The sequence below is a fragment of the Leptotrichia hongkongensis genome, from assembly GCF_041538065.1.
GTDB classification, from domain to species: Bacteria; Fusobacteriota; Fusobacteriia; order Fusobacteriales; family Leptotrichiaceae; genus Leptotrichia; species Leptotrichia hongkongensis.
Genome location: NZ_JBGORW010000003.1, coordinates 74046 through 95276, shown reverse-complemented (window position 1 = coordinate 95276; position 21231 = coordinate 74046). Strand labels below are relative to the sequence as shown.

Annotated in this window: 17 protein-coding genes; 1 reads left to right on the top strand and 16 read right to left on the bottom strand. The window is 29.8% G+C overall.

Features of this window, described 5'->3' with window-relative positions; translation table 11 throughout:
• Nucleotides 1–9 precede the first annotated feature (9 nt).
• Nucleotides 10–747 carry an amino acid ABC transporter permease gene (locus ACEG17_RS03190; RefSeq protein ID WP_372582522.1) on the bottom strand — a complete coding sequence of 246 codons (738 nt, stop codon included), beginning with the start codon at nt 745–747 and terminating at the stop codon, nt 10–12.
• A gap of 278 nt (nt 748–1025) precedes the next feature.
• Between ACEG17_RS03190 and ACEG17_RS03185 the strand changes: the two genes are divergently transcribed.
• Complete coding sequence (locus ACEG17_RS03185) at nt 1026–1535, top strand: DUF1439 domain-containing protein (protein WP_026746083.1); 510 nt, start codon at nt 1026–1028, stop codon at nt 1533–1535.
• A 297-nt stretch (nt 1536–1832) separates the two neighbouring features.
• Here the strand turns inward: ACEG17_RS03185 and ACEG17_RS03180 are convergent, their stop codons facing one another.
• The 15 genes from ACEG17_RS03180 to ACEG17_RS03110 form a co-directional block, all read right to left on the bottom strand.
• A complete protein-coding gene (locus ACEG17_RS03180; protein ID WP_372582521.1) occupies nt 1833–2207 on the bottom strand; it encodes an AzlD domain-containing protein in 375 nt (124 codons plus the stop codon).
• Entirely contained in the window at nt 2164–2934 is a 771-nt protein-coding gene (locus ACEG17_RS03175; RefSeq protein ID WP_372582520.1) for an AzlC family ABC transporter permease, read from the bottom strand. The genes ACEG17_RS03180 and ACEG17_RS03175 overlap by 44 nt, the downstream gene beginning before the upstream one ends.
• Nucleotides 2935–3034: 100 nt before the next feature.
• Nucleotides 3035–6175 carry a DNA polymerase I gene (polA, locus tag ACEG17_RS03170; RefSeq protein WP_372582519.1) on the bottom strand — a complete coding sequence of 1047 codons (3141 nt, stop codon included), beginning with the start codon at nt 6173–6175 and terminating at the stop codon, nt 3035–3037.
• A 414-nt stretch (nt 6176–6589) separates the two neighbouring features.
• Nucleotides 6590–7027 (bottom strand): hypothetical protein, encoded by a 438-nt coding sequence (locus tag ACEG17_RS03165; RefSeq protein ID WP_372582518.1) that lies wholly within the window; start codon nt 7025–7027, stop codon nt 6590–6592.
• A 134-nt stretch (nt 7028–7161) separates the two neighbouring features.
• A complete protein-coding gene (locus tag ACEG17_RS03160) occupies nt 7162–7806 on the bottom strand; it encodes an HIRAN domain-containing protein (RefSeq protein WP_299572687.1) in 645 nt (214 codons plus the stop codon).
• A gap of 102 nt (nt 7807–7908) precedes the next feature.
• Nucleotides 7909–8889 (bottom strand): NAD(P)-dependent oxidoreductase, encoded by a 981-nt coding sequence (locus tag ACEG17_RS03155; RefSeq protein WP_372582517.1) that lies wholly within the window; start codon nt 8887–8889, stop codon nt 7909–7911.
• A 103-nt stretch (nt 8890–8992) separates the two neighbouring features.
• Nucleotides 8993–9721, bottom strand: coding sequence for an HAD family hydrolase (locus tag ACEG17_RS03150; protein ID WP_147005694.1), 729 nt, complete (start codon nt 9719–9721; stop codon nt 8993–8995).
• Between the two features lie 155 nt (nt 9722–9876).
• Complete coding sequence (gene secA / locus ACEG17_RS03145) at nt 9877–12537, bottom strand: preprotein translocase subunit SecA (protein ID WP_299574745.1); 2661 nt, start codon at nt 12535–12537, stop codon at nt 9877–9879.
• A gap of 51 nt (nt 12538–12588) precedes the next feature.
• Nucleotides 12589–13002 carry a hypothetical protein gene (locus ACEG17_RS03140; protein WP_372582516.1) on the bottom strand — a complete coding sequence of 138 codons (414 nt, stop codon included), beginning with the start codon at nt 13000–13002 and terminating at the stop codon, nt 12589–12591.
• Between the two features lie 153 nt (nt 13003–13155).
• On the bottom strand, nt 13156–14460 hold the full coding sequence (locus ACEG17_RS03135; RefSeq protein ID WP_372582515.1) for a thymidine phosphorylase: 1305 nt from the start codon (nt 14458–14460) through the stop codon (nt 13156–13158).
• Between the two features lie 256 nt (nt 14461–14716).
• Nucleotides 14717–15757: a BMP family lipoprotein gene (locus tag ACEG17_RS03130; protein ID WP_147005697.1), complete on the bottom strand. Its 1041-nt coding sequence runs from the start codon at nt 15755–15757 to the stop codon at nt 14717–14719.
• A gap of 189 nt (nt 15758–15946) precedes the next feature.
• Entirely contained in the window at nt 15947–17161 is a 1215-nt protein-coding gene (locus ACEG17_RS03125) for a saccharopine dehydrogenase family protein (protein WP_372582514.1), read from the bottom strand.
• A 213-nt stretch (nt 17162–17374) separates the two neighbouring features.
• Nucleotides 17375–18007 (bottom strand): DUF421 domain-containing protein, encoded by a 633-nt coding sequence (locus ACEG17_RS03120; protein WP_372582513.1) that lies wholly within the window; start codon nt 18005–18007, stop codon nt 17375–17377.
• Nucleotides 18008–18062: 55 nt separating this feature from the next.
• Entirely contained in the window at nt 18063–18506 is a 444-nt protein-coding gene (locus ACEG17_RS03115) for a DUF3290 family protein (RefSeq protein ID WP_299570431.1), read from the bottom strand.
• A gap of 296 nt (nt 18507–18802) precedes the next feature.
• Nucleotides 18803–21223 carry an autotransporter domain-containing protein gene (locus ACEG17_RS03110; protein ID WP_372582512.1) on the bottom strand — a complete coding sequence of 807 codons (2421 nt, stop codon included), beginning with the start codon at nt 21221–21223 and terminating at the stop codon, nt 18803–18805.
• Between the last annotated feature and the right edge of the window lie 8 nt (nt 21224–21231).

Here is a 21231-nt window from a genome sequence, read left to right as displayed (position 1 = left end):
TTATTAAAACTAATCATTTTTCTTTAATCTCATCTCCAATCGTTTCCCAATAAATGAGAATAATTTTACGCTAATATAATAAACCAAACCAGTAAATAAAATTGGTTTTACACTATAGTATACAGCTTGTAAACTTTTACTGTTCATTGTAATGTCAACAACACTGATATATCCCACAACGGCTGTTTCCTTAAATAAATTTATAAATTCGTTCAAAAGTGCTGGCAAAATATTTTTTATTGCCTGTGGCATTATAATTTCATTCATTGCCATTCTATAAGGCATTCCAGTTGCTCTTGCAGCTTCCATCTGTCCCTTGTCTATACTCTCAATTCCAGAACGGATTGTTTCTTCTACATAAGCTGCACTATTGAGTCCTAAAGCGATTAATGCAATCCAGTAATTGTTAAGTATTACAACTACAAAAGATAATGTCAAAAGCTGCAAAACCATGGGAGTTCCTCGCATTATGTCAACATATTCATCGATAATAACATCTTTTATCATATCTAAAATTTCTATATTGGTTTTCTGAAATTTTAAGAATGCTAAAAGCATTCCCAAAAGAATACCGATAGCAGCTCCACCAGCTGTAAGCCCCAATGTAGTTATAAAGTAACTGTTTGCATAAATTCCCCATTCTTTTGGTTTCATATCATATGGAAACACAAGAAGCACAGCAATAGTTACAACTGCTATAAAAAATGATGTTTTTACTATTTTTCGTGTTTTTTCCAATTCTTCCATTATATTTAATGAACTTTAATTTTGTTCATATCCTCCTTATATTCTAGTTATTATAGTATTATTATACCTAATATTTATAGGTTTTTCAATAAAAAGTTTTTATTTTAGTATCTAACTTTGTTACTTTTATTCTATTTAGCCGTCTTCAAAGACTATTAAATATTTTTTCAAAATATTTTTAAATAATTAAGTGATATAGTTACTTGATTTTGGAAATGAAGTTTATAAATTCAGTAAAATTTCCAAAACGGAACTTAATTTGAAAAGGAGTTATAACTATGAAATTATTTAAATTTTTATTTTTTTCAGTTATTGTATTAATTGCAGGCTTAGGTTACTACATTTACACTCAAAATCAGTTAAAAATTCCAGATTCTATGGTAAAAAGTGCTGTTGCTTCCAAGTTTCCAATAGAAAAATCCTACCCTCTTGGAAAAATAAAGCTATTTAATCCAAAAGTACATTTCGAAAATGACAAGCTAATTATTGAAGCAGAATACCTAAATGACGCACTAAATGATCAGATTAACGGAACGATGACCTTTGCAACTGATATTCATTATGATCCAATGAAATCAAACCTTTATCTTGATGATTTTCAAATTGTAAGACTGACAAAAGAAAACAAAGAAATTGATCTTGATAAAAAACCTATTATCAGAACAGGGTTAAATTATGCTTTTAGTCAGCTTGAAAAAAAAGAAATTTTGAATTTATCAGGCGTTGAAAAATTTCAAATGATAAAGGATATAAAAATTGAAAATAATAAATTGACTGTTGTTAAATAAAATTTTTTCTTTTTATTTGATTTATAAATAAATTTTGTAAAATCTCAATGAACATTTGTTTTTTCTATTATTTTTTATTTACTTCAGTTTATCTAAGCAGAGGTATCAAACGCCATACCTCTGCACTCCCGCTTTACGCAAAACTTTCTTTTAGAACAAAAATAGAACTCGCTTTTGAATATAGATTATTTTAATTATGAATAAACATTCGTAATTTTAAATAAATTCCAAAAGCTCAGACAGCTATTTTTCTTCTAACGAAATTTTGCTTATTGAAAATACATAATTTAATTCTCATCATTTCAAATAAATTTTCAAAGTCCCTAAAAAATATATCACTGCAATAGAAACAATTATTATTATTCCAAGATTTGTCTTCCTAAAAGTTAAATATGCTACGATTACCATTCCAATCAGAACTCTTATTATGTCAAAATTTGTACTTCCAGTAGAAGTAAAAATATCTGGAAATACTAATACTGTCAGTACTGTATAAGGAAGTGCTTCAAAGAACTTATTAACTTTTAGGTTGTTTTCTGGAATTTTTACAAATATTGGCAATGTCCTCAGTATTACCGTCATGATTATGAGTGTCATCAAAATCATTGTTAAAATCCCTAAATTTTCGTTATAATTCAATCTTATCACTTCCTTTCTTTTTATCAATTTCATCGTTTTCCTTCTTTTCAGAATTTTCATTATAATAAAGCTGTGCGTATATAAAACTTGCCAAAAACATTGTCAAAATCATAACCCATCCTGAACTTACCTTATTTAAAATAGGCAAAAATGAAAATGCCATTTTTATAATAAGTGCCAGCAAAACAATTCTTATATATTTAAAATTTTGACTCAAAGCCATTATTAACATACTGAAAAACATTGAATAAAGCACAAAATTCATACTTGTCATAAGTGATTCTGGCAATTTTTCTCCAAATATCGCTCCAAAAATTGTACCAAAACAGTAGCAAAAATATGGAATTGTATTTACTCCCATCATATACCACGCATTTGTTGCCTTTTTCAATGTCAGATATGTTATAGTTTCATCAGTAAGCCCCACGCCTACCAGAAACTTCTGAAAAATAGGAGTTTTTTCACCAAGCTGTCTAAAAATAACAATATTTAACAATAAATATCTTAAATTGATAAGAACAATAGATAAAATCACTTCAACTGGAGGCGACTTCATCACATAAAGTATCTTTAACAGTAACGAATGAGCCCCTCCTGCATACATTCCAAACGATGTAAGCCCAATCATTGGCAAAATTTGAGAAAAACTTTTGGCTGAAATCAGTCCGATTGCAACTCCAAAGGGAATGTAGGCAATTCCGATTCCAGTACCGTCTTTTAATCCCTTTAAATAATTTTCCAGTTTTCTTATTTGTGACATTTTTTGTTCTGATTCCTTCCTTATATAGTATTATTCTAACAATTTCAAAACAATTAGTCAAATATATAATATATATTTCTATCATATATAAAATATATAGTTACTTCAATAATCCCCAATTTTTAGCTACACTTCCATTAGCTTTTAACGGAACTTTCTTAAATTTAACAGTATTTTCCATAATTTTTTCAATTTTTTTCATATATTCCTTAGCAAATTCATCTCGAACTTCAAAAATCAGTTCATCATGAACTTGAAGAAGCATTTTTATATTTTCATCATTTTTAAACTCCTCATGAAGTTCAATCATAACTTTTTTTATAATATTTGCCGCTGTTCCTTGAACAACAGTATTTACCGCCATTCTTACAGCCTGTGCCTGTATGTTCTTATTTGTAGCATTAATTCCGCTAATATATCTTCTCGTACCGTAAAAAGTTTCTACAAAACCGTGAAGCTTAGCTGTTTCTGTCACAATATCCAAAAATTTTCTGACTCTCGGATATTCCTCAAAATATGTCGTAATATACTGTGAAGCCTCCTGAACTGTAATTCCCAGTTCCTTTGACAACCCAAACGGAGTTTTTCCATACAGGATACTAAAATTAATTACTTTTGCAATACTTCTCTCATGCCGTGAAATCTCATCTTCTTCGGTTTTGAAAAATATCTTTCTTGCCGTCAAGTCATGCAAATCCTGATTATCCTGATACGCCTGTACTAAATGCCTATCTTTTGACAATTCAGCCAAAACTCTCAATTCAATTTGTGAATAATCAAACGAAATCAAGCTATGTCCTTCTTTTGATACAAAACCAGTACGAATCCTTATTCCATCATCTGTTCTCACAGGAATATTCTGTAAATTTGGATTTGCTGACGAAAGCCGTCCAGTAGATGTACCATTTTGATTAAAAGTAGTATGAATCCTTTCCTCTTTATCCGCCAGTTTTGGAATTGGCTCAATGTATGTTGATAATAATTTCTTATAAGCCCTGTATTCCAGAAGCTTTTTCCCAATCATACGTTTGTCTTCTGTCAATTCCCCATTGTTTGCAATCATTTCCAGAACTTCCACATTTGTTGAATATCCAGTTTTTGTCTTTTTACCTGATGGAATCTGTAATTTTTCAAACAAAACTTCTCCTAATTGTTGTGGCGAATCAATATTAAATTCTCCATCAGCAAGTTTATAAATATCACTTTGAAGCATATTTATCTTTTCTTCCAGCTCATTCTGAAATTCACTAAAATATTTTTTATCAATTTTTATTCCAGTTTCTTCCATTTGTGCCAATACTGGTATTAATCGACTTTCTAGCTTGTCAAATATATTTAAGAACTGCTCATTTTGTAATCTATTTCTAAAAATTATTTCCAATTTATAAATAAAAAACGTTCTCTTTGATAAAAACTCACAAATCACATCATCGGAAACATCACTAAAATCTTTCTTTCTTCGTTCCTTCTTAAACTGTTCTTCAAAAGTTGCAATCTCAACACCAAACTCATCTAGAATTATTTCCTCGATTTCCTGCAAACTTTCTGTCCCAAGTACATATCTTGCAAGCAAAATATCAAAATATTCCGTACATTTTATCCCGAATCTCTCTTCATTTATCCCATAAGTTTTTCCACCAACAGAGTATCCAAAATACTCACTTTCCCCATTTTTCATATACTCTTTCACATTATAGGCAATAATTTCTTTCTCACTCAATAATTTATAAATATTCTCAATATTTTTTTTATTATCTCCTTTTTCATCAGTATTCTCACCTAAACTGAACAAGTTAATTTGAACTCCAGCTCCTGATTTTTCGTGATTTTCATTTTGTAAAATATTTTTCAATTCACTATCCAAAAGCACAATATTCGTTTTTTCATCACAAATAGAAAGTCCAAGCATATTCTCAAAAATTGCTACTTTTTTATCCATTTTCTCAATCACAGAATAAGCATCATTCCAGCTCACAACTTTTCCATAATTTTTCTCAAAATACACTTTTTCATCTTTAATTTTCTTGGTTTTTTCAGTTTTCTGATTTTCTAGTGCGGTCTCTTCCTGCTTTTTCTTCTGAGCCTCGTATTCCATTGCCAATTTTTCTTTTAAAACTTGAATTTCATCAATTTTTTTGTCTATTTCTGAATTATGCTCATACTCTACATGCTCATAAAAATGTGAAATTCCATCAAAAATCGGATTTTCATTATCATACTCCAATTCCTGCTTTTCAATTTTTTCTCTTTCAAGTCTCTCTTTTTCCAATTTTTCTTCAGTAATTTTTTTATTTTTTTCTAAAACTAACTTCTCTTCTTCAGTAAGTTCCTTCTGATTACCATTTTGCAAGAATCTTTCCTTTTCTTCTTCCACAGCTTTAGAAAATCTTTTAAAATCAAGTTCTTCATAAAGTTCCAAAAGGCTGTCAAAATCCTTTTCCTCAAATTTCAATTTCTTTTTATCATATTCAATATCAAGTTCTCGCTTCACAGTTGCAAGTTCCCGACTTATAAAGGCATTTTCCTTATCACTCAGTAATTTTTCCTTCTGTTTTCCCTTTATTTCGTCAATATTTTCGTAAATTCCTTCCAAATTTCCATAAGTCGTAATAAGTTTCACTCCATTTTTAGGCCCAATCCCAGCAACTCCTGGAATTCCGTCCGACTTATCTCCCATAAGCCCAAACAAATCAGGAATCTTATCAGGTGTGACTCCCAAATATTCAACTACATCTTCATCCGTCTTTATATGTTTAAATGCAGAATTTTTATCCCCTTTTCCAAGCAAGGCAATGTTAATTTTTCCATCTACAAGCTGTGCCAAATCCTTATCCCCAGTTATTACAAAAACCTCAATCTGCTCATCTTCATCATTAGAAAATTTAGTGGCAAAAGTGGCAATAACATCATCCGCTTCCTGCCCATCCTTCTTATATTTCGGAATTCTATACCCATCCAATACCTTCATAATAGTATCAATCTGCATAACCAGTTCTTCAGGCATACTTTCCCTATGTGCCTTATACGTTTCGAGCTCTCCAGTTCTATCCAGCTCACTTCTTTTCACATCTAGACAAGCCACTAAATAATCAGGCCTAAACTCCCTAATCACACTTTCCAGCGTATTAATAAACCCAAATGTTGCTCCAGTAGACATTCCGTTACTATTTCTCATTCCCATTAGTGCAAAATGACTTCTATACATAATCGCACTCGTATCCAATATAACCGCTCTTTTCAACTTAATTATTCCTCATTTCTTTTTTTAATTTTAACAATATTTATATTTATATATTTTACCATTTTTTACATTTTTTCTCAAATTTAATATGCATTCAATCTCTCTTATATTTATTCCTATTTAAATGGAAAATAATCTAATATTAAATCTCATTATAAAATAGAAACTATCATTAAGGACAAAACATTTTAATTCTTTACTAATATAGTATGTAATTCAAAATTTATTAAACATCAGCTATTTAAAAAGGGAATAGCATTAATAAAAAAATAACCTCTAATCCTAGATAAAATTTAGGAAAAAAGAGATTATTTTTACTTTTATATAATTTTACTTACAAAAATTTTCCAAAGTTCAAAAATGCTTTTATATTTTTGATATATTTTAGAATTTTAAAAATTCTAATTCACTAAACTAGGCTTCCTGTGTTGCATATCCGCCTTCGATTGCCACTTCCTTCACCTTTTCCTTCTTCTGTTTTATTTTTAGTGAAAAAGTTCCAGTTCCAGCTTGATTTCCATATTCCTCAATATAATCAACTACAAATACGTTTGTCATATCGATTTTTCTTACCATCTGTCCTGCTGAAATTATTTCAAGACTGGCTTGTCTGTAGGCATCGCTTGCTTCTGATGGTACTAACGACCATTGTGCTACTTTTCTTGTGTCGTCTTCTGTTTCTCCATTTGCTGCTGCCAGTATTTTCCCACGAATTTCCAAGATTACCCCCAAGTCCGTTGCTCTCGCATTCGAGTCATCGGGCGTTTCAGAAATGTATTTTACATCCAGAATGCTTTCCTTATCAAGTAAAATTTCATTTTCTTGCCCTTTTACACTCAATCTGAATCCCATAATTATTCCCCCTGTTTTATTTTTGACAATTAAATAATAGTACTATTTTTTAAATTAATTTAATTTTAATTATCTAGTATTATTTTACATCAAAAACATTTATTTGTCAATATTATTTTTTAATTTTATATTAATTAATCTACAAGATAAATTTTAAGAGCTATCTCCTCATCATAAGGAATCGGTACTGCGATAAACTTTTTCCCAGCATCAATCATTCTTGCAATAATTTCACTTTGATTTTTTGGCAAATATCCAACTTTTTCCTTTTTGGAATTATACATAGCGACTGCATTTAGCGAAATGCCGTTAAATTCACGGAATAAATCCAATTGAACTTCATCTTTAATTTTAATTGCAAAATTTCTGATATATTTAGCTCCTTCCAAATAAGTATCGAGTAAAAAGAGCCTTTTTGATTTTTTTGTATATTTATCAATTAATGTTTTGGCATATTCAAACATCATTTCCTTGCCAAGCCTAATTTTTTCCTCACGTCCATTATTTTTCTGAATAACAAGCACTCCATTCCCAAAATTAAACTCATTTATCATATAATTACTTTGATTTTTCAAAAGTTCAAAATAATCCATCATTTCTTCAAAAATCATAATTTCCTTCTGATTAATCTGGAAAGATCCTTTTTTTAGCTCAACTGAAGTATTTTCAATATATGAATAATAAAATCTCCCATCTGGAAAAATTTCAATTTCATAATTTCCTCCATAATAAAGTCCATCAAATTCAAGTTTTATGCCACTAAAATTACTTATCAGCATTATATTCACCTCTTTCGCATTCCTAGTAAAATTTTTTTTTAAGCATTTCTTAAAATATTAGTCTTGTACAAAACTTTATGTAATATTTTTGAAAAGCTTTCCCTATTTTAAGCCTTCCAGTCTTCCTTCAAGAAACAATTTTAAATTTTTCTCAACATCGTCCATCAGTTTTATCATACTTTTTTCAGATTTCCAAGCAATATGCGGTGTAATTAAAATATTATCCAGCTGAAATAATTTAGAATTTTTTTCAATTGGCTCAACACTTGTAACATCAATGGCCGCTGATTTTATTATTTTATTTTTTAGTGCAAAATACAAATCTTCCTGATTTATTACAGGCCCTCTTGCAAGATTCAAAATTACCGCACTTTTCTTCATTTTTTTCATTTTGTCAAGATTTATAAGATTTCGTGTTGAATCAGTCAGCGGGACATGAAGTGTCAAAATATCGCATTTTTCAAGCACTTCATCCAAATCATAACGTAAAAATCCATCTTTTTCAATTACAGAGCCAGTTTTTGCATTATCTTTTTCAGTATTCTTCGCAACCAACACTTCCATTCCCAATATCTCTGCGACTTGAGCGACTCTCTTACCAATATTTCCAAATCCTACAATTCCTAATATTTTTCCATTCACATCGTCTATCGGATATTTCTGATAATCAGGAACAGTAATATCCATCCATTTTCCATCCTTAACTTCATCATAATATCTATTAACAGGTGTCAATCCGTTCAATAAAAAAGTAATCGCAAGCTGTGCCACAGAATTAGTCGAATACCCCGAAACATTTGCCACTTTTATCCCAAACTCATTTGCGCTTTTCACATCAATATGGTTAAATCCTGTCGCTGTAACAAGTATCAATTTAAGTTTTTCAGCCTTCTCAAATTGCTTTTTCCCCAATTTTATCCGGGTCGTTATTACAACATCCACATCCTTTATTCTTTCGTCAATTTCGCTAGAATCAGTATCTCCATACTCAATATATTCACCATATTTAGAAAATCTTTCTTTCAAATCAATCGGCCCAGCTGTAACTCTGTCTAAATAAACTATCTTTAAATTTTTATCCATGATTATCATCTTTTCTTTAATTAATTTAATTTTTACATATTTACAAAAAGTTATTTTATCAAATTATATTTCTGATTGAAAAATATATTCGTTTAACGTCAATTTATATAATATCCACATCTGCTTTTAATTTATAGATAACATCTTTTCTTTCTACAACTATCATTACTTTTTCCTTCAATTCTTTATCTCTTTTTATTTTTTGAAGTAATTTTTTAGCAGGATTTATAGCAATGGCGTTTCCTACGTTTTTAAACATTGTCAGATCACCAGTTGTATCCCCATAAGCATATGATTTTGTCAAATCTATTTCGTACATTTTACAAAAATCTGCTATTGCTTTTTGTTTACTTTTGGCATCCCACATTGGAGTTACTTTTCCTGTAAAAATACCATTTTCATTAACTTCATAAATAGAGGCCTTATAATCTTTAACTCCATACCTTTCAGCCATTTTGCTTACAAGAAAGTCTGGACTCCCAGAAATAATTATAACTTTATGATTTCTTTCTTTGTGGTACTTTAATCTTTCACGTGTATAGCGATAAACCTTGTCACCTTTTAGCTCCATTACCCTTTTAGCAATAAAATCCATATCCTCCTTGCTAAAATTCTTTAGAGCTTCCATATAAGTCTGCACAAGTTCATCGAGATAATCGTCATAATCCCCAGTTCTATTTTCCCATTTAGAAAATTTTTCTTTAACTTTCCCTTCCCAAGTCATCATATCAATATATTCATACTGCACAAGCATCTTAAAATGCTCAATTAGCAAAGAATCTCTATAAATTGTTCCATCTATGTCAAAAAAGGCCGCTACATTTTTATTCATCCACATTCCCCCTTATTTAGTTTCAATATTTTTTATTATTGTTATATTTTAACCTATTTTTCTTAGAATTTCAATTAAAATAATAATTATATAAATAAAAAATATGGTATAGATTTTCTTAATACCATATTTTTAGTTTATCAGATCAAAAAGTATTATACATTTCTTCTTTCACGTTCTCTTCTTTCTCTTCTTGAAAGTGGACGTTGTGAGTCATTTGATGTTCTATCTGAAACATCATCTCCTAACATTTCATTTTCCTCATGCTCATATCTTACATTTGAAACTTCTTCATGTGTCAAGTTATTTGTATCTTCCTCGCCACGAACTCTTAGTTTTAATATAAATGAACTTGTCTCACGTTTTATTGCATCAATCATTTCATTATAAATATCAAAAGCGACAATTTTATAGTCATGAATAGGATTTCTCTGTCCATAAGAACGTAATCTTATTCCTTCACGCAATTCTGTCAAGTCTTTCAAATGCTGTCTCCATTTAGTGTCCAATACTTCCAGCATAATATATTTTTCAATTCTTCTAAAGACTTCTTGTCCTATTGCTTCTTCTTTTTCATCATAAATTTTTATCAAGTCATCATAGACTTTATTTGAAATTTCATCTGCACTAGCATTTTGTAAATCTTCTGAAATTTTATATTCAAATGTTTCATAAAGTTTATCAGACAATAAATTAAAGTCTTTTTCACCATTTCCTTCACCCACATAAGCTGAATTTACAATGTCATCTACAGTATCTGAAATCATATTTGTAATTAATTCTTTCAAATTCTCATTTTTCAAAATAGCGTCTCTTTGTTCATAGACAACTTCTCTTTGAGTATTATTTACATCATCATATTCAATAAGACTTTTTCTTGATGAAAAGTTTCTGCTTTCAATACGTTTTTGTGCATTTTCTACAGCTTTACTGATTTGTTTATGACGAATTTCTTCATCTTCGTCAATTTTTAACATTTTCATCATGGCTTTTAGCCTATCTCCACCAAACAATCTCATCAAATCGTCATCTAATGAAAGATAAAACTCTGATGTCCCTGGATCTCCTTGACGTCCAGCACGCCCTCTCAACTGATTATCTATACGTCTGCTTTCATGTCTTTCTGTTCCTAAAATAAACAATCCTCCAGCTTCGATAACACGTTTTTTGTCTTCTTCACATTCTTTTACATAAGTTTTGTATACATCTTCATATTCAGGTGTTCCTTTAACAGCAACTTTTGTTGCGAAAGATTCTGCATCTCCACCAAGTTTTATATCTGTTCCACGACCAGCCATATTTGTAGCGATTGTTACTGTTTTGAAACGTCCAGCCTGTGCAATAATTTCAGCTTCTCTTTCATGATGTTTTGCATTTAATATTTCATGCGGTATTCTTGCTTTTTTTAGTAAAGCTGATACTTCTTCTGAATGCTGAATTGAAGCTGTCCCGACAAGGACTGGCTGCCCTTTTTCATAAAGTTCTTCTATTTTTCTTGCTATTGCTTTATATTTAGCTTTTTTATTCATATAGATAACATCTGGCAGATCAACTCTGGCAACAGGTCTATTTGTAGGCACTACAATAACTTTTAGATTATAAATTTGTTTAAATTCATCTTCTTCTGTTTTTGCAGTCCCCGTCATTCCTGACAGTTTTTCATACATTCTAAAATAATTTTGTAATGTAATTGTTGCAAGAGTCTGATTTTCTCCAGCAACTTCCAGTTTTTCTTTTGCTTCAATCGCTTGATGCAGTCCATCTGAATAACGTCTTCCTTCCATAAGACGTCCTGTAAATTCATCAACTATGATAACTTCATTATCATCATTAATAATATAATCCCTATCTAGCTTAAATAACTCTTTTGCTTTCAAAGCCTGTGTTAAGAAATGCGTAAGTTCAACATACTCTGGTGAATATAAATTATCAATTTTTAATATTCTTTCAACATTTTTTATTCCTTTATCAGTAATTGTAACTGTGTGCGATTTTTCGTCAACTTCATAATCTTCCCAGTCTTCATCAGGAATTACAGTATTTTTTTTGTCTTTAATTTCTTCTGTCTTGTAACTTCTCTTAAGCACTTTTGCTACTTCAGCAAAAGTATTGTACCATTCTGTAGTTTCTTCAGCAGCTCCTGAAATAATAAGTGGCGTTCTTGCCTCATCAATTAAGATTGAGTCAATCTCATCGACAATAACATAATTATGTCCACGCTGAACTTTTTCTTCAAGTTCTCCAACCATGTTGTCTCTCAAATAATCAAATCCAAATTCATTATTTGTTCCATAAGTAATATCACAGTTATATGCCTCTTTTCTTTGCTCTGGGGTAATATTTCCAACAACTACTCCCGAAGTCAATCCTAGAAACTCAAAAAGTCCTGCCATAATATCTCTATCCCGTTTAGCAAGATAGTCATTAACTGTTACGACATGCACTCCTTTACCAGTCAAAGCATTTAAATAGATTGGAAGTGTAGCCATCAAAGTCTTACCTTCCCCTGTCTTCATTTCTGCAATGCTTCCTTTGTGAAGAATCATTCCACCTATGAGCTGAACATCATAGTGACGCATTCCCATAAGTCTTTTTGAAGCTTCTCTAACTGTTGCAAATGCTTCCACTAATATGTCATCTAATGTTTCCTTTTCTAATCTTTTTTTAAATTCTGTTGTTTTATGGCTCAATTGTTCATCTGTCAATTTCGCAAAAAGTGGTTCAACTTCATTGATTTTATTTACCAATTTTTGCATTTTCTTTATTTCTCTATCATCTGATGTTCCAAATATTTTTTCTCCTATTTTCTTTAACATTTTATCTTTCCTTTCTTTATTTATTTTTATAGGTTATAAAATATTTGGCATTTATTCCCGTATTCTCAAGTTATTTTCATTTCTTTTCATAAAAAAAACATAAATATTGTGATTATTTTTAGAAATTTTATCTATTTTTTGCCAATTTCCATCCCTAGAAAATATAATATCCTGATTTTTTTCTAATGATAAAAATAAATCATTGTTTTGTTTCTCTTTTTCTTTTCTTTTTCCAATTTTTTTCAATTCCTGTGCCAACTGCTTATTATCTCTGCTCTTGAATTGATTGATTTTCACAATTAAATCGTAAATATCCTCATGGCTTAAATTATTTTCATCTACAAAAATACTTAGTTTACGACTAAAAGTAGGGGTTCCCGCTAAACTTGAATAAGTCATCATAAAAATAATACAAGTCATTACAAGCATTACACTTTTTCTTTTATCTATAACTATTTTTCTCACTCCTAAAAATTTTAATATTTTAAATTTATTAAAAATCTATTTATTATATCATTTATTATGTTTTTTGTCTATTACAAAAAAGTGCTTTTGACAGAATAAAAAAATTAAAAATTTAATCTTAAAAATTCTATCAAATGCACTTAAACTTTAATATTATTCTATTATTTCAAAAATTGCCTTTGGCTCTTCAACTTTTTCTGATGTTATTACAAATGCATCTATAACCATATTTTTAGATTCGTTCACATTTTTATCATCATTATAGTAAATTTCAGCAATTTTTTCATTTTTTCCTATTTTTTCTCCAACTTTTCTAAAGATATTTATTCCAACTGCATGGTCAACTTCATCTTCTTTTTTAGCACGGCCTGCACCAATAATCATTGCTGCTTTTCCAATTTCTTCTGTTTTTATTTTTTTTATATATCCTTCATTTTCAGAAAAAATTTCCATTACATAGCTGGCTTTTGGAAGTAGTCCGTAGTCATTTACAAGGTCTTTATTTCCACCGCTTTCCCCAATAAATTCTGCCAATATCTGTAATGCTGTTCCGTTTTTTATTACTTCATCAATTTTTTCTTTTGCCTCACTTAATTCTGATATTTCACCTTTTTCCTTCAAGGCAAGTCCTGCAATCGTATAAACAACTTCTTTTACGTCAGAAGCACCATTTCCCTTTAAAAATTCAATTGCTTCTATAATTTCGTTTGCATTTCCAATTGCATGCCCAAGCGGTTCATCCATATTGCTAAGTACAACCTTAACTTTCCTTCCAGCACCTTTTCCAATTTCAATCATTCTTTCAGCCAATTTTTTAGCTTGCCCCAAATCTTTCATAAAGGCTCCATCCCCAACTTTTACATCAAGAATTATAACATCTGAATAAATTGCTAATTTCTTACTCATAATACTGCTGGCAATTAACGGAATACTTGGAACAGTTGCAGTCACATCACGTAAAGAATACAGCTTCTTGTCAAGAGGGACTATCTTGTCGCTGTACCCCATCAGCCCAACTCCAGTTTTATTAGCAATTTTTACAAGTTCCTCTTTTGTCGTTGAAAACTTGAATCCTTTAATTGACTCAAACTTGTCAATTGTTCCTCCAGTATGCCCAAGTCCTTTTCCAGATAACTTCACATTTCCCATCCCAAGTGCTGATAAAATAGGGGAAAGTATTACTGTAACCTTATCTCCAACACCTCCTGTACTATGCTTATCCACAAGAAATCTATCTATCTCATCAAATTTTATCACATCTCCAGAGTCTCTCATTACCATTGTAAATTTCAACAGTTCTTCCTGTGTCATATCATTAAAGTAAACTCCCATAAGAAATGCTGACATCTGATAATCAGGTACATTTCCAGCCAAATATTCATTTAATAAAAACTCTATCTCTGTGTCAGACAGTTTAAGATTATCACGTTTTTTCTCAATTATATCAACTGCTCTCATAAAATCATCTCCTAAATATTTTGATATTATTAAATTCCATTTTAAAAATTAAAATCTTTTTATTCCAATTTCAGATTAATAGTTTAATAAAAATTTTAAGGTAAAGAATAAAGAAAAGATAAAAAGGTTGCAAAAGAATGGCAATCAATCAATTTCCACTCTCAAACAACCATTTATTATTGTACTGAGTATTCAAATAACTTATTTTAGTAAATTTTTACACTTTAATTTTTATGTTTTATTTTTTGAAAAATAATTATAATGCAGGTTTTACTTGAATTTTACCATCTTTAATGTCTTGTTTAATTTGTTCAAGACGTTTGATGTTTTCTTCTCCAATTTTATCTTTTGTAAATTCAAAGTTAGTTGTTCCTACTCCATTTTCCTTGATTCCAAAAACTTGTAATTTTGCTTCAAATTTTCCATCTATAGTAGATTTTACAACATCAAATACTGCGTTATCAACATATTTCATCATAGATGTCAAAATTATTCCTGGATACAAATTATCTTGGTTAGAATCCACACCAATTCCATAAACATTTTTTTCTTTAACTGCTTGGAATACCCCTAGTCCACTTGCTCCAGCAGCATGATAAATAACATCTGCACCTTGTTGAATTAATGTTTCAGTTTTAGCTTTTGCTGATGCTTGATCGTTAAATGAGTTAGTTCCACCAATATATACAGGTAAAACTTTGATATCTGGTTTTACATATTTTGCACCTTGTGTATACCCTGCATAGAATCTCTTAATTAATTCAGATTCGTTCGCACCGACAAATCCAATACTTCCTGTTTTGTCCATCATTCCAGCCAATGCTCCTACTAAGAATGATCCTTCTTGTTCTTTAAACAAAATAGAAGCAACATTTGGTAGTCCATTTACAGTTTCATCAATTATTGCAAATTTTTGATCAGGGAAAGCCTGAGCTACTGCAACTAATGAATCTTTCATGCTGTATCCAACTGCTATAATCAAGTCAAATTCTCCAGATTCTGCAAATTGTGTTAAAGCATTTTTTGCTTCTGTTGACGGGTCTTTTGGCTCATATTCTTTAAAAGTGATTCCTAATTCTTTTTGTGCTTTCTCTAATCCTCTGAAAGTTGCATCATTAAATGATTTGTCACCTTTACCTCCAGTAGAATACACTACTGCAACCGCTTTTTTAGAATTTGTCGCATCTGCAGATGTTTTACCATCTTTTACCTGCTCTCCTGTAGCTGGCTTATTTCCACAAGCTACGACTAACATTAATGCAAAAATTACACTAAAAATTGTAACAATTTTTTTCATTTTCTCCTCCTATAAAATTTTATATTTTTTTCATACTTAATTATACCCTATTTTTTTAAATTTTAAAATACTATCTTCACAAATTTTTTAAAAATTTTTATAAAAAAAAATCAAATTGCTAAAAAATGTAAGATCTAACATCTTTCAGCAGTCTGATTTTCAAAAATTTATTTTACTGTAATATTTTTTTTAATCAACCAATGTCGGTTTAAAATCTTCAAGCCAAGGTAGTCCAAATTTATTTAATGCTTCCATAAATGGATCTGGATTCATTTCTTCTACATTAAACACTCCTGGCTTTTTCCATTCACCAGTAAGTACCATTGCAGCCCCTATCATTGCAGGCACTCCTGTTGTGTAAGAAATAGCTTGTGAGCTAACTTCTTTGTAACATTCCTCATGATCGCAAACATTGTACACATAATAAGTTTTTTCTACGCCATCTTTTTTACCTCTAAAAATATTTCCGATGTTTGTCTTACCTTTTGTTCTAGGCCCAAGTGAAGCTGGATCAGGTAATACTGCTGTTAAAAATTGTAATGGAACAATTTTCTTTCCTTCAAATTCTATTGGCTCAATTGAAGTCATTCCAACATTTTCAAGCACTTTTAAGTGAGTCAGGTAACTTTGTCCAAAAGTCATAAAGAATCTAATTCTTTTAATACCTTTAATATTAACTGCAAGCGATTCTAATTCTTCATGGTGCAGTAAGTACATATCCTTTTCACCAATTTGTGGGAAATTGTATACTCTTTTAATTTCCATCGGTTCTGTTTCTACCCATTTTCCATCTTCCCAGTAACTTCCATTAGCTGTAACTTCTCTAATATTAATTTCTGGATTAAAGTTTGTTGCAAACGGGTAACCGTGATCTCCTGCATTTGCATCAAGAATGTCAATGTAATTTATTTCATCAAAATAATGCTTTTGTGCATATGCTGAAAACACTCCAGTAACACCTGGATCAAATCCACTTCCTAAAATAGCCGTAATCCCAGCCTTTTCAAATTTTTCTCTATAAGCCCATTGCCATTTATACTCAAATTTTGCTGTGTCCAAAGGCTCATAATTTGCTGTATCCAAATAATCAGTCTTAGTTTCAAGACAAGCATCCATAATTGTCAAATCTTGATATGGCAAAGCCACATTTATCACAATATCAGGCTTATATTCATTAATCAATGCCACTAACTCAGACACATTATTTGCATCCACCTTTGCAGTCTGAATCTCAATTCTTCCAGCATATTTACTTTTTTCAATTCTTTCCTTGATTTCATCGCATTTTGCCTTTGTACGGCTAGCTATCATAATTGAACTAAATACTTCCGAATTTTGTGCACATTTGTGACACACTACATTTGATACTCCTCCAGCTCCGATTACTAATGCTTTTTTTCCCATTAATTTTCCTCCTCAATATAAATTTATTCTTCTAAATATTATTTCAAAATTTTTCTAACCATTTATTTTCAATAATATCACTCTATTTTCCTTTGTTCATATTATACTGTAAAATCTTTATTCTGTAAATTGTTTTTTTTACTTTTTTCTATTCTGTATACAAAAAATACCCAGGCAATATCACACTACTGTCTGAGTATCTTTTATTTAAAATTATTTTCTCACAATAAAAAGTTTATCATCGCCATCATATTCAACTAAAAAAATATCATTAATATCAGAAACATTATACTTTGCAAGTTCTTCCCAAAGCCATTTGTCATCTTTTCCAATATGTTCAAGATTTTCTTGCAGAATTTTTCCTTCCGAAATTAGTAAACTTGAATAATTTTCATCATTTTTTTGTATAACAATTAATTGTCCATTTGATTCCATAAATGCATCTTCAATCTCCGATACTTTGAAAATCCCTTTTGTTCTTAATTTCGTATAGAAATCAGGAATAGAAAGAGTTGCCTGAGCAAAATTTTCTGTTAGCATTTTTCCACCTTTTATTAAGTATACAATTTGTCCATCTATCATTTTTTTTACATTTTTGTTTGAATTTTTTAGAAAATCTATTGTTGTCATTAACAGTCCCCATATTAACAGTACTATTAAAAACTGAACTATTGTTATGCTAGGATTGTAAATTACACCACCAATAATTCCCCCAAGAACATAGTTTCCTATCTGATCTTCTGTTGAAGTGGGTGCCAGCTGGCTTCGTCCGTTTAAATTCATAAATACTACTAAAGCAATAAATCCGATTGTAAGTTTTATCGCCACAGGAATTATAAAATCCAAATTACATCATCTCACTTTCTTTATTATCTTTCCTTTTAAAAAACAAGAAATTTCGCTATTCTTTAAATGTTTTAATTTCATCTACATAAGGAACTGTCATTTGTTCAACCAGAATATTATTGTCTACCCAATGAATCTGATAAAACTTATCCCTTATTTTATAAACTGTATGTTCTGTTATTTCGGGAGTATTTATAAAAATCTCATTTTCTCCAACTTTAAATTTTTCAGCCAGTTTTTTTATAACGCTTGCTGAATTTTTATAAACTTTTTCTCGATTATTATTAGCTCTGTAATTTTCAAAATGATACAATCCAAATAAAAAAATAATCATTAAACCAAGCATACTAAGCTGCTTATCTCTCAAAGAAATGCTCCCTTTAAACCATTTCCAGAATGCAAATAATACAAATGCAATTACAAAAATAATTATAACAAGAAAAAACTTGTCAATTACAATCTTTTTATTTTCCAAATAAATAAAATTATAAAATTCCATACTTTTTGCACTTTCTCCTTCCTGCGTAATTAAAATTACTTGGATTATATCATATTTTTATTTAGAAGTGAATATTTTTTAAAAATTTAACTTGGAATATTACCAGTATTTTTGCTCATAAAAACATCTTATATAGTAAAACTGCTTTAAAACTAAACTCAAAAGGCTATGACTATTTTACTCAAACCCTAAATTTATATAATTTTTAGTAGTTTAATTTTAAATAGGTTTGAGTATATTATTAATCTAAAGATATTTTTTTGCTCTAATACAAAAATTTTTAATACATTTTATCTCTAAAAAGAAGCTTTCAATCCTAATTTAAGACTGTTATTTTTAGAGCCATTAAATCCATACGACAAACTTACGTTCATATTATCATTTACTTTATAATCTCCACCTATATCAAAGCTAAATGACTGTCTAGAATAGTTTAGTGGAGAAATATCGTATCGATTAGTATAACTTCTTTTTGTATGATATGAAGCTTTTTTATTTCTAAATCTATATTCTGATTGTCCGAATAAAGTAAATTTACCAAAAGTTTTTTCACCATAAATTCCTAAAAATTCGTTTATTCCAGTTTGTGAAGTATTAGAAACATTAATTTTACTCATGTCTCCTTCTTTAATTCCTGTTATACCTAACCCTAAGTATGGCTTTATATATCCATCATCAAATATGAATTTATAACCTAATCTCATTGAAGCATCCAATATTCTAGATTTATATTTCACATTATTCATTATATTAAAAAAATCGGCTTTATACTTATGATTATTGTATGAATATGTTAAAATTCCTGCTAAATCGAGTTTTTCAGTAAATTCATATTTTCCCTCTAATAATGCCTGAAAAGAATCAATATCCTCTTCAATTCCACTAAAAACTCCATTATAATTAACATTAGAATTCTGATATCCTAAAGCTCCCCCAAATGTAAATTTTCCAAAATCTTTTAAAGCGGATAATAATATTCCTTGTGAATTTGAAGTATAATTTATGTTATTTAATTTATCACTATAGCTCGTACTGATATTTCCAATATGAGTTATATTTACATCCAGTTTATCATCCTCTGTATTTTCAATGTTTCTATAAATTTCAGAATTTATTTTTTTTACAAGATCAAAATCCACTTTTGATCTAGGCGCTTCTATTAATATTTTATGGTATATAGGAATTGCTGCTGTAGGAGACGTATTATTATTATTCCCTGGAGTATTTGAACTTCCTGGTGTTGTAGCAGGATTTACAGGTGTTACAGTAGGTACTGATTGCACTTGGGCTGCAGGGACAAATACACGAATATAGTCAATAACACTCTGTGCTGAGTCCAATCCAGTTATCGGATAGCCATTACCTCCTACTCCCCCTTGAAACATAATATTCCATGTAGAATCTAACCTATTGTCTTTTATTGAATCTTCAATAAATTTATTATAAATACCCGCTCCTTTTGAATCTGTAGCAAATGAATAAACTTTATTATCATCAACCCAATATGTAATAATTGCTTCATTAGGAGTTGAAGACGGTTCCACTGATACTGAATAAACATGAAAATCATTCTGAACATCAGATTTTACTCTAAAATTTTTAATTCCACCATTTACTACATTTTTTTGAACTGTCCCCATTTTCTTATTATATAAATGAATTGATTGAGTAACCACATTTTTTCCATTTGTCGGTGCAAAAAATTCTCCAATATCTAATTCTGCAGTAGATGCGCCATTATAATGAGTTACCCATGGAGCATGCCAAAAACCTATTTCATTTGCAACTTTTGCCCTTACATCAATTCTCGAATACAATGGATAAAAAACATTTGCAGGATTAGCTGCATATCGTCCTCCTGAAGTTATAAATCCCGAATTCCAAGCTTCCCTGCTTTGCCCATCAGAAGTAGTAATTGTAGTACCTCTCATTCTATTTGAATTTATATTTAAAACTCCATTTCCTTGTGCATCAGTTGTTTCTGAAATTTGACTTGCATTATAGTATTGAATCATATCCTGCGGATGTCCATAAGTATTGTTATTGTCGTATGCTGACCATTTACTTGTATCAAAACTGTTGTCATTAAATTCATCTCCACCGTAATAAGTCCAACGTTCGCTTTCAGTATGGGCCTTTATTTGAGAATTTGAAGTATTTGATATTTTTTTAGAACTATTAGAAAGTGGCTGTTTATCAATTTTATCTATCGTCATTCCAGTATTTGGAGAGTTTTTTGGCTTACGTTTGGAAATTGGAACTTCATACATTGTAGAAAATGAAAATCTCACTTTTGGTTTTTTCTTTGAAAAACTATCTTCAATTTCATTTTTCTGTATCTTATTTTTTTTGAAATTAAAATTAATATCTAGATTATCTGAATTAAAGTTTTGATTTTTTTCATTTTCATTAATTTTTTCTCTTTCAACTTTCGTATCCATTCCAGTTGCATTTAATATTCCAGTAAATGCCGTCAGAAAAAAAGTTGCTGTTGCTTTTGAATTTATTTTTATTGGATTTTTTTTACTATATTCTATATTATTTTTATATTTTGTATTAAATTTTACCTTTTTATTTCTGGCTTTATCACTATTTTCAACATTCGAAAATTTTAAATTGGAAATATCATCATGAAAATCATTTTTATCATTTTCTTTCACATTATCAAAATTATCGTTACAAAATTCTAAAAATTCATACGAAAAATTTTTCCCCATTTGACAAC

Coding starts and splice junctions, on each gene's coding strand:
- ACEG17_RS03190 (WP_372582522.1), bottom strand. CDS start 747: ATGGAAGAATTGGAAAAAACACGAAAAATAGTAAAAACATCATTTTTT.
- ACEG17_RS03185 (WP_026746083.1), top strand. CDS start 1,026: ATGAAATTATTTAAATTTTTATTTTTTTCAGTTATTGTATTAATTGCA.
- ACEG17_RS03180 (WP_372582521.1), bottom strand. CDS start 2,207: ATGAAATTGATAAAAAGAAAGGAAGTGATAAGATTGAATTATAACGAA.
- ACEG17_RS03175 (WP_372582520.1), bottom strand. CDS start 2,934: ATGTCACAAATAAGAAAACTGGAAAATTATTTAAAGGGATTAAAAGAC.
- ACEG17_RS03165 (WP_372582518.1), bottom strand. CDS start 7,027: ATGGGATTCAGATTGAGTGTAAAAGGGCAAGAAAATGAAATTTTACTT.
- ACEG17_RS03160 (WP_299572687.1), bottom strand. CDS start 7,806: ATGCTGATAAGTAATTTTAGTGGCATAAAACTTGAATTTGATGGACTT.
- ACEG17_RS03155 (WP_372582517.1), bottom strand. CDS start 8,889: ATGGATAAAAATTTAAAGATAGTTTATTTAGACAGAGTTACAGCTGGG.
- ACEG17_RS03150 (WP_147005694.1), bottom strand. CDS start 9,721: ATGAATAAAAATGTAGCGGCCTTTTTTGACATAGATGGAACAATTTAT.
- secA (WP_299574745.1), bottom strand. CDS start 12,537: ATGTTAAAGAAAATAGGAGAAAAAATATTTGGAACATCAGATGATAGA.
- ACEG17_RS03135 (WP_372582515.1), bottom strand. CDS start 14,460: ATGAGAGCAGTTGATATAATTGAGAAAAAACGTGATAATCTTAAACTG.
- ACEG17_RS03130 (WP_147005697.1), bottom strand. CDS start 15,757: ATGAAAAAAATTGTTACAATTTTTAGTGTAATTTTTGCATTAATGTTA.
- ACEG17_RS03125 (WP_372582514.1), bottom strand. CDS start 17,161: ATGGGAAAAAAAGCATTAGTAATCGGAGCTGGAGGAGTATCAAATGTA.
- ACEG17_RS03115 (WP_299570431.1), bottom strand. CDS start 18,506: ATGGAATTTTATAATTTTATTTATTTGGAAAATAAAAAGATTGTAATT.
- ACEG17_RS03110 (WP_372582512.1), bottom strand. CDS start 21,223: ATGGGGAAAAATTTTTCGTATGAATTTTTAGAATTTTGTAACGATAAT.